The following is a 16,357-nucleotide window of genomic DNA, read 5'->3' on the forward strand; positions in this document are numbered from 1 at the left end:
ACCGCCGATAGCGATCATTTCATCAGATCTTGCCGATCCCGAGCGTGTTCTCGGAGGGCAGCAGTCCCGAGCCGAGGGCGGCGAGCCAGGGGCCGCCGAGGAGTTCCGCGAGCCGGGCGGTGGCGTCGGGGCCGAGCGCGTCCCAGGGCGCGGCGGCGAGCTCGTCGGTACGCCGCTCGACCTCGGCCCGCAGCTCCCGGCCGGCCGGGGTGGCGGCGCCGTCGGCGTCCACCAGCCCCCGGGCGGCGAGCCGTTCGCGGGCCGCCGCCCACTCCTCCGGACTCCAGCCCCGGCTCGCGAAGACGCCCTCGGGCGCGGCGCCGACGGCGGCGAACGACACCAGCGCCTCGACCGGGTCGAGTCCGGCGGCGAGCAGCGCGGCGACGTGCCCGTCGCCCCGGTGCTCGCGCAGCAGGGTCGCGGCCTGCCAGAGCACGAGGTGCGGCGCGGCGGCCCACTCCAGTTCGGCGTGGGCGGCGGCGAGCGGCCGGCCGGCGGTGCCGGCGGCCTCGGCGGCGCGGCGCGCCAGCGCGGCGGCCTCGTCGAGCCCCGTCACGTCGAACAGGCCCCGGAAGGTGCGGTCCACGCCCCGCAGCCGCGCGGCGAGCACCGCGCCGGGCGCGACGGTCCCCCAGGCGGCGGGCACGTACCGGGCGACCATGGCCGGGCTGAAGCTGTAGAAGGCGGAGGCGACCCGGGCGGGGCCGACGGGGCCCAGCGGCGCGGCCCGCCAGGCGAAGTAGGAGGGCCAGCGCTCGGCGGTGTCGTACCCGAGCGCGGCGGCCTCCTCGAAGGACTCGGGGGCGTAGTAGTGCAGGGCGTGCAGCGGTTCGAGCAGGTGCCACATCTGGCGTACGCGGGCGGTGTCCATGGGGCCCTCCGGGACGGCGGTGCGCGGGTCTGGCCACGAGCGATCTAGCCACTGACAAGACTGCGCCCGCCGAGGCGAACTTGTCAATGACTAGATACGGGCTAGGCTGCGCCCATGACACCTCCGAGCACCCGGCGCGCCACCTACCACCACGGCGACCTGCGCCAGGCCGTCCTGGCGGCGGCCCTGGACGTGATCGCGGCGGACGGCCCCGGCGCCCTCAGCCTCCGCGACCTCGCCCGCCGCGCCGGCGTCTCCCACGCGGCCCCCGCCCACCACTTCGGCGACCGGACCGGCCTGCTCACCGCCATCGCCGCGCAGGGCTTCGGCCTGCTCGCCGACGCGCTGGCCGGCGGCACCTCGCTCGCCGACCGGGGCCGCCGCTACGTCCGCTTCGCGGCGGACCACCCCGCCCACTTCCAGGTCATGTTCGCCCCCGCGCTGCTGCGCGCCGACGACCCCGGGCTGACCGCCGCGCGCGACCGGGCCGGCGCCGAACTCCGCGCGGGCGTCACCGGCCTGCCCGGTGACGCCCGTACCACCGGCATCGCCGCCTGGTCCCTCGCCCACGGCTTCGCCACCCTGTACCTCACGCACAACGTGGACGACGCCGTGGGCGCCCTGCCCCCGGAGGAGTACTTCACCGCCCTGACCGGCTTCCTCACCGACGACCGCGGGACCGGAACCGGAACCGGAACCGGGACCGGAACCGGGACCGGGACCGGGACCGGGACCGGCGGCGGCGCGGACCGGCTCAGTCCAGGATCGTCGTGAGGAACTCCCCGGTCCACGCCAGCAGTTCCCGCCCGACCAGCGGCTTCCCGCCGATCGGACGGGTCGCCGGACGCGGCACCAGGATCTGGTGGACGGCCGGCTTGATCACGGACTTCGGGTGGAGGCGCTTGAGCCGCAGCTCCTGCGACTCCCGCAGCTCCACCGGCGCGAACCGGATGTTCGGGCCCTGGAGGACGATCTCGGAGACCCCGCAGGACCGCGCCAGCATCCGCAGCCCCGCCACCAGCAGCAGGTTCTCCACCGGCTCCGGCAGCTTGCCGTAGCGGTCGGTCAGCTCCTCCCGCACGGCCCTGATGTCCTCCTCCGAGTTCGCCGAGGCGATCGCCCGGTACGCCTGGAGGCGCAGCCGCTCGCCGGGTGCGTAGTCGTGCGGGACGTGCGCGTCGACCGGCAGCTCGATCTTCACCTCCAGCGGCGGCTCCTCCTCGGCGCCGCCCTCCAGCGAGGCCCGGTAGTCCGCCACCGCCTCGCCGACCATCCGCACGTACAGGTCGAAACCGACGCCCGCGATGTGACCGGACTGCTCGCCGCCGAGCAGGTTGCCCGCGCCGCGGATCTCCAGGTCCTTCATCGCCACGTACATGCCCGCGCCCATCTCGGTGTGCTGGGCGATGGTCGCCAGCCGCTCGTGCGCGGTCTCGGTGAGCGGCTTCTCCGGCGGGTAGAGGAAGTACGCGTAGCCGCGCTCGCGTCCGCGGCCGACCCGGCCGCGCAGCTGGTGCAGCTGCGACAGGCCGAAGTTGTCGCCGCGCTCCACGATCAGCGTGTTCGCGTTGGAGATGTCGATGCCGGACTCGACGATCGTCGTCGACACCAGCACGTCGAACTTCTTCTCCCAGAAGTCGACCACGACCTGCTCCAGGGCGCCCTCGCTCATCTGGCCGTGGGCCGTCGCGATCCGCGCCTCCGGCACGATCTCGCGCAGCCGCGCCGCCGCCCGGTCGATCGAGTCGACCCGGTTGTGGATGTAGAACACCTGGCCCTCGCGGAGGAGTTCGCGGCGGATCGCGGCGCCGATCTGCTTCTCCTCGTACGGGCCGACGAAGGTGAGGACCGGGTGCCGCTCCTCCGGCGGGGTGGTGATCGTGGACATCTCGCGGATGCCGGTGACCGCCATCTCCAGCGTGCGGGGGATCGGCGTCGCGGACATGGTGAGGACGTCGACGTTGGCCCGGAGCTTCTTCAGCTGCTCCTTGTGCTCGACGCCGAACCGCTGCTCCTCGTCGACGATGACCAGGCCCAGGTCCTTGAACTTCGTCTCGGACGAGAAGAGGCGGTGGGTGCCGATGACGACGTCGACCGAGCCGTCCTTCAGGCCCTCCAGGGTCGCCTTCGCCTCCGTGTCCGTCTGGAAGCGGGAGAGCGCGCGGACGTTGACCGGGAACTGCGCGTACCGCTCGGAGAAGGTGCCGAAGTGCTGCTGGACGAGCAGCGTGGTCGGCACGAGCACCGCGACCTGCTTGCCGTCCTGCACCGCCTTGAACGCGGCCCGGACCGCGATCTCCGTCTTGCCGTAGCCGACGTCGCCGCAGATCAGCCGGTCCATCGGGACCGTCTTCTCCATGTCCTCCTTGACCTCGGCGATCGTGGAGAGCTGGTCGGGCGTCTCCGCGTACGGGAAGGCGTCCTCCAGCTCCCGCTGCCACGGGGTGTCGGGGCCGAAGGCGTGCCCGGGGGCCGCCATCCGCGCCGAGTACAGCTTGATCAGGTCGGCGGCGATCTCCTTGACCGCCTTCTTCGCCCGCTGCTTGGTCTTCGTCCAGTCGGCGCCGCCGAGCCGGTGCAGGGTGGGCGCCTCGCCGCCGACGTACTTGGTGACCTGCTCCAGCTGGTCCGTCGGGATGTACAGCCGGTCGCCCGGCTGGCCGCGCTTGGCGGGGGCGTACTCGACCAGCAGGTACTCGCGGGTCGCGCCCTGCACCGTGCGCTGCACCATCTCCAGGTAGCGGCCCACGCCGTGCTGCTCGTGCACGATGAAGTCGCCGGCCTCCAGGGTCAGCGGGTCGATCGTCTTGCGGCGCTTCGCCGGCATCCGCTGCCCGTCCTTGCCGGCCGCCTTCTGGCCGGACAGGTCGGTCTCGGTCAGCACGGCGAGCCTCAGCGCCGGGTCGACGAAGCCGAAGTCGATGGAACCGCAGGCCACGTGCACCACGGACGGGTCGACGTCCCGCAGGTCGGCCGCGAGCCGGGCCGCGATGCCCTCGCCGCCCAGCACCTCGACGGTGCGGGCGGCCGGCCCGTGCGCCTCCGTCACGTACACCGTCCGCCAGCCGTCGGCCAGCCAGCCCTTGGTGTCCGCGAGCGCGCGGGCGGTGTCGCCGCGGTACGTCTCCGGGGCGCGCATGCCCAGCACGAGGGTGTCGCCGTCGGCCTCGGCGTCCGCCGCGAACGGCGACACCGACCACCACGGCATCCCGAGTTCCCGCGCCCGGTCCCGTACGTCCGCGATCCCCCACAGCGACGCCGCGCCGACGTCGATCGGCGCCTCGCCGCCGCCGGCCGTCGCCGCCCACGACGCCTGCAGGAACTCCTGGCTGGTGGCGACGAGGTCCGCGGCCCGGGTCCGGACCCGCTCCGGGTCGCAGACCACGGCCATCGACCCGGCCGGCAGCACGTCGAGCAGCAGCTCCATGTCGTCCACGAGGACCGGCGCCAGCGACTCCATGCCCTCGACCGCGATGCCCTCGGCGATCTTGTTCAGCATCTCGCCGAGCTCGGGGTGCTCCTCGGCGAGCGCCGCGGCCCTCCCCCGCACCTCCTCGGTGAGCAGCAGCTCGCGGCAGGGCGGCGCCCACAGGCCGTGCGCGGCGACCTCCAGGGAGCGCTGGTCGGCGACCTTGAAGTAACGGATCTCCTCGACGTCGTCGCCCCAGAACTCGATCCGGAGGGGGTGCTCCTCCGTCGGCGGGAAGACGTCCAGGATGCCGCCGCGGACGGCGAACTCGCCGCGCTTCTCGACGAGCTCCACGCGCGCGTACGCGGCGGCGGCCAGGCCCTCGACGACCTCGTTCAGATCCGCCGTCTGCCCGGTCCGCAGCGCCACCGGCTCCAGGTCGCCGAGCCCCTTGACCTGCGGCTGGAGCACGGACCGGATCGGCGCGACGACGACGGAGACGGGGCCGGCGGCCGGGTCGTCCGGGCTCGGGTGCGCGAGCCGCCGCAGCACGGCGAGCCGGCGGCCGACGGTGTCCGAGCGGGGCGAGAGCCGTTCGTGCGGCAGGGTCTCCCAGGACGGGTACTCCACGACGGTGTCCGGGTCGAGCAGGGACCGCAGCGCCGCCGCCAGGTCCTCGGCCTCCCGGCCGGTCGCCGTCACCGCGAGCACCGGCCGCCCCGAGTCCCGGGCCAGCGCGGCCACGGCGAACGGGCGGGCGGCGGCCGGCCCGACCAGGTCCACGTACGGCCGGTTCCCGTCGGCGGCGGCCGCCACCGCCTCCGCGAGGGCCGCGTCCCTGACGACGAGATCGAGCAGACCGTGCAGGCTCATGGATTTCCATCCCGGTACGTACGAGAGCGAACGAACAAGCTGACACCACCGGCCACGCGCACCGCGCGGCCCACGCGAACGGCCCGACACGTCGTACGGGCCGGGGCCTCCACCCTACGACGCCGGACCGACACCGGCGCGGGGGATCGCGCTCACCCCCCGGGGTGAGCGCGTCACTCCGGGGGGTGAGGGAGGTGGCGGCCGAACGGGCGACGCCGATATCCTTAGTCCGGCACTTAGTCCACCTAGCTGTGAGAGGCCGCGATGGAAGCAGCCCGGCAGTACAACGTCCACGAGGCGAAGACCCACTTCTCCAAGATCCTGGAGGCGGTCGCCACGGGCGAGGAGGTGATCATCAGCAAGGCCGGGGAGCCGGTCGCGAAGGTGATCCCCCTCCGGGGGAAGGTCCGGCGCACCGCGCGGGGCTCCCTCACGGAGCCCGTCGTCCTGCACGACGACTTCGACGACCTCACCGACGACCCCGGCTTCGCCGAGGCGTTCGGGCTCGGCGGCACGGAGGAAGACTCCGAGTGAAGCTGCTCGTCGACACCCACGTCGTCCTCTGGTGGCTGCTGGACTCCCCGCAGCTGACCGACGAGATCAAAGATCTCCTCGACACCGAGGAACACGCCTACCTCAGCGCGGTCACCCCGTGGGAGATCGCCATCAAACAGTCCCTGGGCAAGCTCGAAGGCCCGGCCGACCTCCCGGAGCGGGCGGCCGACTCCCAGCTCCGGGGCCTGCCCGTCACCGGACAGCACGGCATCGCCGCCGCCCGGCTGCCCCACCACCACCGCGACCCCTTCGACCGCATACTCGTCGCCCAGGCGCGCGCCGAAGGGCTGACGCTCGTCACCCGGGACAAGAACATCCCGCTCTACGACGTGCCGGTGCTCTCCGTCTGAGCAGCCGTACGGCCCCGGTGCGCAATCCCGCGCCGGGGCCGTACGCGTACCACCACTCCCGTCAGTCCGCCGCGATCGCGTTCAGGACGTTCATGCGGCCCGCGCGGAACGCCGGGACCAGCGCCGCGAACAGGCCGACGAAGGCCGAGCCGACGAAGACCGTGACGATCGTCGGCCACGGGATCTCCAGGACCCCGAAGCCCTCCAGCGCGAGCAGCTGCTGGGCCGCCGTGCCCCAGCCCATGCCCAGGCCGAGACCGAGCAGCGCGCCGAACAGGGCGATCACCACGGACTCCAGGCGGATCATCCGCCGCAGCTGCCGGCGGGAGAGGCCGATCGCCCGCAGCAGGCCGATCTCGCGGGTGCGCTCGACCACCGACAGCGCCAGGGTGTTCACGACGCCCAGGATCGCGACGACGATCGCCAGCGCCAGCAGCCCGTACACGATGTTCAGGAGCTGGCCGACCTGCTTCTGCAGGTCCTCCTTGTAGTCGGCCTGGTTGGACACCTTGTACTGGGGGTACGCGGCGAGCTCCTTCTTCAGCGCCTCGTACGCCGCGTCCTCCTGCCCGTCCTGCGCGCTCGCCAGCAGCAGCACGGGGGCCGGCAGCCGGTCGGCCGGGAGGTGCGCCCGGGCGGTGGTGACGTTCGTGTACATGGCGCCGTTGTCGACGTTGCCGCCGTCCACCGTGATCGCCGCGACCTTCAGCCGCGCCGTCGAGCCGTGCGCGAAGGCGACCGCGAGGGTGTCGCCGACCTTCACGCCGTGCGCGGTCGCGTAGTCGCTGCCGACGGACATCATGCCCGGCCGGTACGCCGCCGCCAGGTCACCGGAGGCCACCTCGCGCTTGAGGTCGCGCGGGTACTCCGGCTCGGTCGCGGCCAGCCACTCGGTGGACACCTTGCCCTTCGGGTCGGTGATCCGCACGTCGTTGGGCCGGTACTCGGTGACGTGGTCCAGGCCCGCGACCTTCTCCACCGCGGCCTGCGCCTGCGGCACGATCGGCGCGCCCACCGGGCTCTGCACGATGTAGTCGGCGCCGACGGACCGGTCCAGCTCCTCGGTGGCGGAGGCCACCATGGACGAGCCGACGACGGAGAGGCAGGCGACCAGCGCCAGGCCGATCATCAGGGCCGCGCCGGTCGCGCCGGTCCGGCGCGGGTTGCGGAGCGCGTTCCGCTCGGCCATCCGGCCGACGGGCCCGAAGACCCGCAGGACGAGCGCGCCGAGGACCCGGACGACGCCGCCCGCCAGGACCGGGCCGACGACCACGAAGCCGAGCAGCGACAGCACGATGCCGGCGCCGAGCCACAGGGATCCCGTACCGGCCTTCTCGGCCTGGGCCGCCGCCCACAGCGCGCCGCCGCCGACGAGCGTCAGCAGCAGCCCGACGGCGCCGCGGAGGCGTCCGGCCCGCCCGTCGGCGGGGGTGCCGGCGTCGCGGAGGGCGGCCATCGGGGAGATCTTCCCGGCCCGGCGGGCCGGGACGTACGCGGACAGGACGGTGACGAGGACGCCGAGGGCGAGGCCGACGACCGGGGTGGTCCAGGCGACGGTGAGGTCGCGGGTGGACAGCTCCATGCCCATCGTCGACATGAGTTCCATCAGGCCGACGGCGAGGCCGACACCGGCGGCGACGCCGGCGACCGAGCCGATCACGCCGAGCATGACCGCCTCGACCAGCACCGACCGGTTGATCTGCGTGCGGCTGGAGCCGATGGCCCGCAGCAGGCCGATCTCGCGGGTGCGCTGGGCGACCAGCATGGAGAAGGTGTTGACGATGAGGAAGATGCCGACGAGGAAGGCGATGCCGGCGAAGCCGAGCATGGCGTACTTCATGACGTCGAGGAAGCCGGCGACGTCCTCCCGGCCCGCGTCGGACGCCTCGGCGGCGGTCTGGAGGGTGTAGCCGTCACCGAGGACGGCGGCGACGTCCGCCTTCAGCGCCTCGTCGGCGACGCCCGGCTTCCCGTCCACCACCACCTGCGTGAACAGGCCCTCCTTGCCGAGGAGCTGCCGCTGCGCGGTGGCGGTGTCGAAGTAGACGACGGTGGCGCCCGGGTTGGTCACCTTGAACTCGACGATGCCGGAGATCTTCGCCGTGAAGTCGCCGGTGGCGGTGATGGTCCGCAGGGTGGCGCCGAGCGCCAGGCCGTGCTTGTCGGCGGTGCCCCGGTCCACGACGACGTCGGTCGGCCCGCGCGGCTCGTGGCCCTCGGCGAGCTGGACCGAACGGAGCTCGTACGGGCTCCAGTTGACGGCGATCGTCGGGGCGCCGCTGGTCGGGCCGACGTTCTTGTCGCGGGCGTCGACGACGGTGACGCCCGGCGAGGTGACGGAGCCCTGCGCGTCGGCGACGCCGTCCGCCTTCCGCACCTCGGCGACGACCGAGGCCGGCAGGGAGTCGGGGCGGCCGGTGCCGGGGGTCTCGTCCGCCGGGTCGGCGTCCTTCGGGGAGACCGTCACGTCGGAGGCGGTGACGGCGAAGAGCTTGTCGAAGGTCGTGTTCATCGTGTCGGTGAAGACCAGCGTGCCGGACACGAACGCGACCGAGAGGAGCACGGCGACGGCGGAGAGCGCCATCCGGCCCTTGTGCGCGAGGAGGTTTCTGAGCGAGGCGCGGAAGACGGTCACGACGTCCGCCCGCGCGCGTCGAAGTCCTTCATCCGGTCGAGGACGGCGTCGGCCGTCGGCCGCTCCATCTCGTCCACGATCCGCCCGTCCGCCAGGTACAGCACCCGGTCCGCGTAGGAGGCGGCGACCGGGTCGTGGGTGACCATGACGATCGTCTGGCCCAGCTCGTCCACCGACTGCCGCAGGAAGCCCAGGACTTCCGCGCCGGCCCGCGAGTCGAGGTTGCCGGTCGGCTCGTCGCCGAAGATGATGTCCGGCCGGGCGGCGAGCGCCCGCGCGACCGCCACCCGCTGCTGCTGGCCGCCGGACAGCTCGGACGGGCGGTGCCTCAGCCGCCCGGCGAGCCCCACCGTCTCCACCACCCGGTCCAGCCACGCCCGGTCGGGGCGGCGGCCGGCGATGTCCATCGGCAGCGTGATGTTCTCCAGGGCGCTCAGCGTCGGCAGCAGGTTGAACGCCTGGAAGATGAAGCCGATCCGGTCCCGGCGCAGCTGGGTGAGCTTCTTGTCCTTGAGGCCGGTGATCTCGGTCTCGTCGAGGAAGATCTGCCCGCCGGTGACGGTGTCGAGTCCGGCGAGGCAGTGCATCAGGGTCGACTTGCCGGACCCCGAGGGACCCATGATCGCGGTGAACCGGCCGCGGGCGATGTCGACGTCGACGTGGTCCAGCGCCAGGACCCGGGTCTCCCCCGAGCCGTACGCCTTGACGACCTGGCGCGCCCGCGCGGCGACGGCCGTACTCCGTCCGGTTTCCCCGTGCCTGGGAGTGGTCACAGCCGTGGTCACGATGTCTCCTAGCGACACATAGAGGTGCGAGTGGCTTGTAAGACCAAGCTAAGAACGGGCCGGACCGGTTCTCGTCCTCCGCCGGGACGACCGTCCCCTGGGTCGCATGAGGGAGGTTCCCCTAGGGGTTCCTCGGCCCCGGGTCGGAGTGAGACCCTGTCCGCGCGCATTTAGGTGTACGAAGAAAGGAAGCGTCGCGTGGTGACGGACGGGAGAACGGCCCCGATACCGACCGGCCGGAAGCAGCCGCCCCCGGACCGGCGCCGCGGCGCCGTCGTCGCCGCCCTCATGCTCTGCATGGCGCTCGCCGCCCTCGACGGCACCATCGTCGCCACCGCCGTCCCCCAGATCGTCGGCGACCTCGGCGGACTCTCCGTCTTCTCCTGGCTCTTCTCCGGCTACCTCCTCGCCGTCACCGTCACCCTCCCCGTCTACGGCAAGCTCAGCGACACCTTCGGCCGCAAACCCGTCCTCGTCGCCGGCACGATCGTCTTCCTCATCGGCTCGCTCCTGTGCGCCGCCGCCTGGAACATGGCCGCCCTCATCGCCTTCCGCGTCGTCCAGGGCCTCGGCGGCGGCGCCCTCCAGGGCACCGTCCAGACCATCGCCGCCGACCTGTACCCGCTGAAGGAGCGCCCCCGCATCCAGGCGCGGCTCTCCACCGTGTGGGCCACCTCCGCCGTCGCCGGCCCGGCCGCCGGCGGCCTGCTCGCCGGGTACGCCGACTGGCGCTGGATCTTCCTCGTCAACCTGCCGGTCGGCGGCCTCGCCCTCTGGCTGATCCTCCGCCACCTCACGGAACCCGCCCGGGCCCCCCGTACCACCCCGGTCCGCGTCGACTGGCCCGGCGCCCTCGGCGTCTTCACCACCGGCGCGCTGCTGCTGACCGCGCTCGTGCAGGGCGGCGTCGCCTGGCCCTGGCTGTCGGCGCCCTCACTGGGGTTGTTCGGCGGCGCGGCGCTGGCCGCCGCCGCCACCGTCGCCGTGGAACGCCGGGCGGCCGAGCCGATCATCCCCGGCTGGGTGTGGCGGCGCCGCACGATCGCCGCCGTCAACGTGGCGCTGGGCGCCCTCGGCCTGCTGATGGTCGCCCCGACCGTCTTCCTGCCGACGTACGCCCAGTCGGTCCTCGGCCTCGGCTCCGTCGCCGCCGGCTTCGTCCTGTCCGCGTGGACGCTGAGCTGGCCGATCACCGCCGCGTTCTCCAGCCGCGTCTACACCCGCATCGGCTTCCGCCTGACCGCCGTCCTCGGCATCTCCGGCGCCCTCGCCTGCCTGCTCGCCTTCCCGTTCCTGCCGTACCCCGGCGAGGCGTGGCAGCCGGCGCTGCTGATGCTGGTGCTCGGCGGCTGCCTCGGCTTCTTCCAGCTCCCGCTGATGGTCGGCGTGCAGTCCACCGTCCCGTACGAGGAACGCGGCACCACGACGGCCTCCGTGCTCTTCTGCCGCCAGGTCGGCCAGAGCCTGGGCGCGGCGGCCTTCGGCGCGGTCGCGAACGGCGTCCTCGCCGCGCGCCTCGGCGACGGCACCGACCTCGACTCCCTGACCAGCTCCTTCGGCGGCGCCTCCGGCACCACGGACACGGTCCGCCGCGCGGTCGACGCCGCCGTCGACCACGTCTACCTCGGCGCGGCGGGCGCAGCGGCCCTCGCCCTCCTGGCCCTCCTCGTCCTGGCCCCGCGCCGCTTCCCGGTCCTGAAGGAGGCGACGGAAGACGTCACGCCGTGAGGGCGGGGACGAAGCCGTCCGGCAGCCGCGGCGGGGTGCCCCGCGTCCACACCACCCGCAGCGCCGAGGCGGCGATCCGCCACCCGTCCGCCGTCCGGACCAGGTCGTTGTCGACGTGCCCGGCGGAGACGAACAGACCCCCCGACCCGTCCGCGAGGACGTGCGTGCTCAACTGGGCGCCGCGCGCGGTCGCCCGGTCGCCGTCGACCTCGACGACGAGGTCGGTGCCCATGTGCACGGTCCGGTCGAACAGCGCCATGGCCTGCCGGACATGGGCCAGGAGGGCGTCCCGTCCGTGCACCGTGCCGATGGGCATCTCGGCGGTGACGTCCTCGGTGTGGAACGCGTCGGCCCACGCCTCGTCGAAGACGCCCGCGTCAAGGGACCGCAGGTAGCGGCCCATCAGGTCGGTGATCTCGGCACGGTCGGTCAGGGCCCGCAGCTGTCGCCGCATCTCTTCGGTGTCCATGCGGAAACCCTCGTCCCTCAAGCTTGCTTGAGGTCAAGCGCCTCGCGCGGAGGAAGCGGGGCCCTGCCCGTCCGGCTCGGACAGGCAGGGCTCCCCTACGTACAAGCGGCGGCTGTACTACTCCGCCGAGGCGAGCCCGAGGAACCCGGCCCACGCGTCGTGCGAGACGCGCAGGGCCGGCCGGGCCACGTCCTTGGAGTCACGGACGTGCACGGCGCCCGCGCCTGCGGCGACCTCGACGCAGTCGCCGCCCTCGGTCCCGCTGTAGCTGCTCTTGAACCATGCGAACGCGACCTCGACGCACTGGCCGCCGTCGCCACCGCTGTAGCTGCTCTTGAACCAGGCGAGAGACTCCGTGCTGTTCATAGCTCTCCTAGCAACTTCTCGACAAACTCCAGCGACTCTCGCGGGCTGAGAGCCTGCGACCGGATGATCCCATAGAGGGCCGCAGCGAGAACGGCCTGCTCCGGGTCGGTCTCCAGGGAGCTGTTGCCCTGGACTTCGGCGTAGACGAACCTCTTGCCGTCCTTGCGGGTGACGACGGTGAACGGCCCTTCCAGGCCCGCGTGGTCCACGCAGTCAAGTGGCATGACCTGGAGTTCGACGTTCCTCCGCTGCCCGATGAGGAGAAGGTGCTCCAGCTGCCCGCGCAGCACCCCTCCGCCACCGACCTTCCGTCGAAGCACCGATTCGCACATGACGAAGCTGAGGAAGGGCGCGGGGTGCCGATCGAAGATGTCCTGCCGGGCGAGGCGGGCGGTCACACGCTGCTCGATCATCTCCACGTCGACCGGCGGGCGGCGATTGCCGACCAGCGCCCGCATGTACTCCTCGGTCTGCAGCAGACCGTTGACCACCAGGGTGTCGTACGCCAGGAGCTCGGCGGCCTGCTTCTCCAGTTGCGCCATCCCCTGGAAGAACACCGGGTACTGCGCTCGCTCCAGCTGCTCCTTCCAGACCTTCAGCAGCCCGCCCGCGTCCAGCACCTCGTCCGACTTGTCGACCGCGCGCGGCGGCGGAATCCTCCGCCCCTGCTCGAACGAAGCGATCGTCGACGCCGAGTAGCCCAGCCGCTTGCCCAGTTCCTCCCGCTCCATCTTCGCCCGCACCCTCAACGTCTTGAGGCTCTGCCCGAACGCCGCCACCACGCCCTGAGCGGACTTGTCGGCCGTTGCCAGTTCTTCCGTCATCGCGCCCTGCCCCTCGTACCGGCACCGACACCCCACGTACAACCGCATCGCGTCAGTGCGTCACCACTGGTCACGCTACGCCACCAAGGGGAGCGTGGAGGGCATGACGAGCAACATCGACAGCCCCACCGGCACCGCCCAAATCACCTCCCCCTCCCCTTACTTGGGCGCCCGCACCTTCGCCATGCGGTTCACGTCCACTCCCCGGGGCGCGCGGCTCGCGCGGCGGCTGGTGGCCGTCCGGCTGGACGAGTGGGGCGTGCCGTACGGGACCGAGGCGCACGACGGCGTCGTCCTGGTCGCGGCCGAGCTGGCGACGAACGCGGTGCGGCACGGGCACGTGCCGGGGCGGGACTTCCATCTCTCGCTCCGCGTCACGGAGGCGCCCCGGCCGGTCGCGCGGGTCGAGGTGAGCGACACCCGTGCCGAGCGCGTACCCCTCCGCCCGGAGGAGGCCGCACTCGGCGACGGCGGGCGCGGGTTGCTGCTCGTCGCCGGGCTCGCCCAGCGGTGGGGGTGGCATCCCCGGCCGGGCGCGCCGGGGAAGACGGTGTGGGCGGAGTGCGCGCTCGCCTGAAGGCGGGGCGGAATAGCCTCGTGCGGCGCCGGGTTGGACCCGGTCATGCGACCCGCCCCGGACAGCCCCGACGCCCTCCACCCCCTGCTGGCCGGCCGGTTCAGCCCCTCCCGCTTCGACCCGGCGGCCCCCGTCGGCGACCGGGCGCTGGGGCTGCTCCTGGAGGCCGCGCGCTGGGCGCCGTCCGCCGGGAACTCCCAGCCGTGGGGCTTTTTCACGGCCCGGCCCGGCGAGCCCGGCCATGCCCGGCTCCTCCCCCACCTGGCGCCTAGCTCGGCCCGCTGGGCGGCGGACGCCGGGCTGCTGGTCGTCGCGCTCACCCGCCGGCACACCGGCGACCCGGACGTCGCGTACTCGGAGTTCGCGGACTACGACCTCGGGCAGGCGATCGCCCACATGACCGTGCAGGCCCAGGCGCTGGGCCTCGCCGCGCACCAGTTCCGGGCGTTCGACCTGGACGGGCTCACCGCGGAGCTGGCGCCGGCGCCCGGGTGGGCGATCGTGTCCATGATCGCCCTGGGCAGGGCGGCCGGGGTCGCGCCGGCGCCTCGCGAACGCCGCCCGGTGGCCGACCTGTTGGCGGCGCCCTGGGCGGCGGAGTAGCGGAGGGGAGCCGGGCGGGTCAGAACTGTTCGGCCCCGGTCCCCAGGGTCAGGGAGGTCCGGCGGGGCGACGTGAACGGGGCCCGCCAGTCGCCCGTACCGGCGTAGAAGCTGTCGCCGGTGTCGCCGGAGGCGAGGAAGTCCTGCCGCCCGTCGCCGTTCGCGTCGCCGATGGCGGTGAACTGGCGGAACGCCCCCCAGCCGCCGCCGATCCGCACGCGCTGCGCGAACGTGCCGTCGCCCTTGCCGAGGTACAGCCACAGCACGCCCGCCCGGTCCCGGGCGACCAGGTCGCCGGCCCCGGCGCCGCCGAGGTTCCCGGTGGCGGTGAGGTCGTTGTAGATCCCCCAGCCGCCGCCGATCCGCTTGCGGGCCGTGAACGGCGCCGACGCGTTGCCGGTGCCGGCGTACAGCCACAGCACGCCCGCCCGGTCGGTGGCGACGAGGTCCGCCCGGCCGTCGCCGGTCAGGTCGGAGCCGCCGGTGATCCGGTCGTACGTGTTCCACCCGCCGCCGACCCGGACGCGCGGGAGGAGCGGATACCGCAGGTCGCCCGCGCCCTGGTGCAGCCAGAGCACGCCGCCCCGGTCCCGGGTGACGACGTCGGCGAGCCGCGAGCCGGCGACGTCGCCGACCGACTCCAGGCGGTCGTACGCCGCCCAGTCGAAGCCGCGGCCGAACTCCGCGTAGTCGAAGGCGAAGGGTGCCCTGGTGTCCGGGTCGAGGACGAGGTCCAGGGCCTCTACCCGCCCGCCGGCCCGGGTCAGCAGCTCGGGCGAGCCGTTGCCGTCGAAGTCGTGCAGCCCGACCGTGCGGCGGACGGTGAACGTCCCGTAGGCGCTGACCGGCTCGCCGAGCCCGTTGAAATGCCTCGCCTCGAACTTCCAGCTGTACCGGCCGGCTTCGGCGGGTCGGCCCGGCGTGTTGAAGTCCTGGCCGTTCCACGTGAAGCCGATCCCGTCCGGCCCCATCGGCACCAGATCACTGATCACGGCCGGCTCGTCTCCGCGGGGGCCGTCCATGCGGGTGATCGTGACGCGCGCGTATCCGACCCGTCCGGCCAGCTTCCACCGGAGCAGTTCCGACTTCGTCCGGCTGAGGTCGATCGTGGCCGGCACCTCGGCGCCCCCGTACACGAGGACGGACGGCTCACCCGTGCTCGCGACGAGCTCCGCGACGGGCAGCCCGGCCGCGTCCAGGGTGATCCGGTACAGCCCCTCGCCGTGCTCGACCGAGCCGCCGCGCGCCATCAGGGACCCGCCCGGCCCCGGCACGAGCCAGCCCATCGTGTCGAGGACCCGCACGGGCGTCCCGCTGCCGTCCGCGCGCTCCGCCATCAGCGGCCCGCCGGCGCCGCCCGTCTGGGGCCGGGTCGTCCCGCCGTGCACCAGCCACCCGCCGAGCAGGGCGTACGGGTAGTAGGCCGCGACCTCGGTCGTCCGGACCGGCCCTGTCCCGCCGGTCCCCCGGGCGGCGACGGCCACACGGGACGGTGCCGTCTCGTCCGGCCAGGCGACGTGCGACTCCGAGACGGAGACGGGCGCGCTGTTGTGGTGATTGGCCCGGGGGAAGTCGTCGGTGACCGCCGCCGAGGCGACGTCGAGGACGCTCCGGGTGTACCGGGGAGCGCTGTCCGGCCCGGCCACGACGACCAGGGCGGCCGTGGCCGCGGTGGTCTCGGTGACCCGGAACCCCCTGGTGTCGGCGGGAAGCCCCGCCACCGGGCGCTGCTGCGGGCCGTCCGGGCCCGGGGTGATCAGCCGCCCCTCCACGGTCCCGTCCGCCTTCGCCAGGTGGGTGAGGAGGGTCCCGCCCACGGCCCCCTGGTAGACGTACCGCTCGCCGTCCTCTGCCAGCGCGTCGAGGTCCACGGCGTACGGCTGCGCCCCCGAGGCCAGGTCACGGACGGTGAACACCCGCGCCTCCCGCAGCGAGGTCGGGTGGTTCCCCGTCACGAGGACGTCGGAGGCGCCGACGACGTACCGGTCGCCTGTCGGCGCGTCGTGCACCACCTGGGAGACGCCGGTCGCGTAGGAGGTCCAGCTCACCGTGTACCGGAACCGTGTGAAGAAGCCCTTCTCCCCTCCCCCGAGGAGTTCCGCGTACCCCGTCGGGTACGGCACCGCCGTCCCCTGCCCGTCCTGGGCCGCGAGCGGCGCGGACGGCGCCGCGAACGCCGGGGCGGTGACGCCGGCGGCGGCCAGGGCGACGGTGAGAGCGGCGGCGGCGATTCTGCCGCCGCGCGGACGTGCGTGGATCATGTGTGCGGGTTCCCCTCCCTGATGAAGATCGAGAGAGTACCGCCTCCGGCCT

The 16,357-nt window shown here is 73.5% G+C and carries 14 protein-coding genes; 6 read left to right on the forward strand and 8 right to left on the reverse strand.

Going from position 1 to position 16,357, the window contains the following annotated elements:
* Window positions 1–22: 22 nt before the first annotated feature.
* Complete coding sequence (locus tag ACFVQZ_RS04975) at window positions 23–871, reverse strand: hypothetical protein (RefSeq protein ID WP_383619747.1); 849 nt, start codon at window positions 869–871, stop codon at window positions 23–25.
* A 114-nt stretch (window positions 872–985) separates the two neighbouring features.
* Here ACFVQZ_RS04975 and ACFVQZ_RS04980 point away from each other — a divergent pair, with 114 nt between their 5' ends.
* On the forward strand, window positions 986–1,645 hold the full coding sequence (locus ACFVQZ_RS04980; protein WP_383619749.1) for a TetR/AcrR family transcriptional regulator: 660 nt from the start codon (window positions 986–988) through the stop codon (window positions 1,643–1,645).
* On the opposite strand, the gene mfd is transcribed toward ACFVQZ_RS04980, so the two are convergent.
* Window positions 1,626–5,153: a transcription-repair coupling factor gene (gene mfd, locus ACFVQZ_RS04985; RefSeq protein WP_030494674.1), complete on the reverse strand. Its 3,528-nt coding sequence runs from the start codon at window positions 5,151–5,153 to the stop codon at window positions 1,626–1,628. The two genes, ACFVQZ_RS04980 and mfd, sit on opposite strands and share 20 nt — an antisense overlap.
* A 264-nt stretch (window positions 5,154–5,417) precedes the next feature.
* Here mfd and ACFVQZ_RS04990 point away from each other — a divergent pair, with 264 nt between their 5' ends.
* The gene (locus ACFVQZ_RS04990; protein WP_030494675.1) at window positions 5,418–5,687 is read left to right on the forward strand and encodes a type II toxin-antitoxin system prevent-host-death family antitoxin; all 270 of its coding nucleotides are present in this window, start codon (window positions 5,418–5,420) and stop codon (window positions 5,685–5,687) included.
* Window positions 5,684–6,058: a type II toxin-antitoxin system VapC family toxin gene (locus tag ACFVQZ_RS04995; RefSeq protein WP_030494676.1), complete on the forward strand. Its 375-nt coding sequence runs from the start codon at window positions 5,684–5,686 to the stop codon at window positions 6,056–6,058. The genes ACFVQZ_RS04990 and ACFVQZ_RS04995 overlap by 4 nt, the downstream gene beginning before the upstream one ends.
* Window positions 6,059–6,119: 61 nt before the next feature.
* Here ACFVQZ_RS04995 and ACFVQZ_RS05000 read toward each other — a convergent pair whose 3' ends face one another.
* Both ACFVQZ_RS05000 and ACFVQZ_RS05005 read right to left on the reverse strand, forming a co-directional pair.
* On the reverse strand, window positions 6,120–8,693 hold the full coding sequence (locus tag ACFVQZ_RS05000; RefSeq protein ID WP_383619751.1) for an ABC transporter permease: 2,574 nt from the start codon (window positions 8,691–8,693) through the stop codon (window positions 6,120–6,122).
* The gene (locus ACFVQZ_RS05005) at window positions 8,690–9,478 is read right to left on the reverse strand and encodes an ABC transporter ATP-binding protein (protein ID WP_030494678.1); all 789 of its coding nucleotides are present in this window, start codon (window positions 9,476–9,478) and stop codon (window positions 8,690–8,692) included. The genes ACFVQZ_RS05000 and ACFVQZ_RS05005 overlap by 4 nt, the downstream gene beginning before the upstream one ends.
* Window positions 9,479–9,766: 288 nt before the next feature.
* Between ACFVQZ_RS05005 and ACFVQZ_RS05010 the strand changes: the two genes are divergently transcribed.
* Window positions 9,767–11,206 carry an MFS transporter gene (locus tag ACFVQZ_RS05010; protein WP_036414734.1) on the forward strand — a complete coding sequence of 480 codons (1,440 nt, stop codon included), beginning with the start codon at window positions 9,767–9,769 and terminating at the stop codon, window positions 11,204–11,206.
* Here ACFVQZ_RS05010 and ACFVQZ_RS05015 read toward each other — a convergent pair.
* The 3 genes from ACFVQZ_RS05015 to ACFVQZ_RS05025 form a co-directional block, all read right to left on the reverse strand.
* Window positions 11,196–11,675, reverse strand: a complete 480-nt coding sequence (locus ACFVQZ_RS05015) for a nuclear transport factor 2 family protein (protein ID WP_030494680.1) — start codon at window positions 11,673–11,675, stop codon at window positions 11,196–11,198. The two genes, ACFVQZ_RS05010 and ACFVQZ_RS05015, sit on opposite strands and share 11 nt — an antisense overlap.
* 117 nt (window positions 11,676–11,792) lie before the next feature.
* Complete coding sequence (locus ACFVQZ_RS05020) at window positions 11,793–12,041, reverse strand: DUF397 domain-containing protein (protein ID WP_383619754.1); 249 nt, start codon at window positions 12,039–12,041, stop codon at window positions 11,793–11,795.
* Window positions 12,038–12,865, reverse strand: coding sequence for a Scr1 family TA system antitoxin-like transcriptional regulator (locus ACFVQZ_RS05025; protein ID WP_383619756.1), 828 nt, complete (start codon window positions 12,863–12,865; stop codon window positions 12,038–12,040). Before ACFVQZ_RS05025 ends, ACFVQZ_RS05020 begins: the two co-directional genes overlap by 4 nt.
* A gap of 103 nt (window positions 12,866–12,968) precedes the next feature.
* Between ACFVQZ_RS05025 and ACFVQZ_RS05030 the strand changes: the two genes are divergently transcribed.
* Together ACFVQZ_RS05030 and ACFVQZ_RS05035 are read left to right on the forward strand one after the other, a co-directional pair.
* On the forward strand, window positions 12,969–13,442 hold the full coding sequence (locus tag ACFVQZ_RS05030; RefSeq protein WP_383619758.1) for an ATP-binding protein: 474 nt from the start codon (window positions 12,969–12,971) through the stop codon (window positions 13,440–13,442).
* Between the two features lie 45 nt (window positions 13,443–13,487).
* Window positions 13,488–14,045, forward strand: a complete 558-nt coding sequence (locus ACFVQZ_RS05035) for a nitroreductase family protein (RefSeq protein WP_383619760.1) — start codon at window positions 13,488–13,490, stop codon at window positions 14,043–14,045.
* 19 nt (window positions 14,046–14,064) lie between these two features.
* Here ACFVQZ_RS05035 and ACFVQZ_RS05040 read toward each other — a convergent pair whose 3' ends face one another.
* Window positions 14,065–16,305, reverse strand: a complete 2,241-nt coding sequence (locus ACFVQZ_RS05040; protein WP_383619762.1) for an FG-GAP repeat domain-containing protein — start codon at window positions 16,303–16,305, stop codon at window positions 14,065–14,067.
* Between the last annotated feature and the right edge of the window lie 52 nt (window positions 16,306–16,357).

Source organism: Streptomyces sp. NPDC057854, assembly GCF_042797055.1.
Taxonomy (GTDB): Bacteria; Actinomycetota; Actinomycetes; order Streptomycetales; family Streptomycetaceae; genus Streptomyces.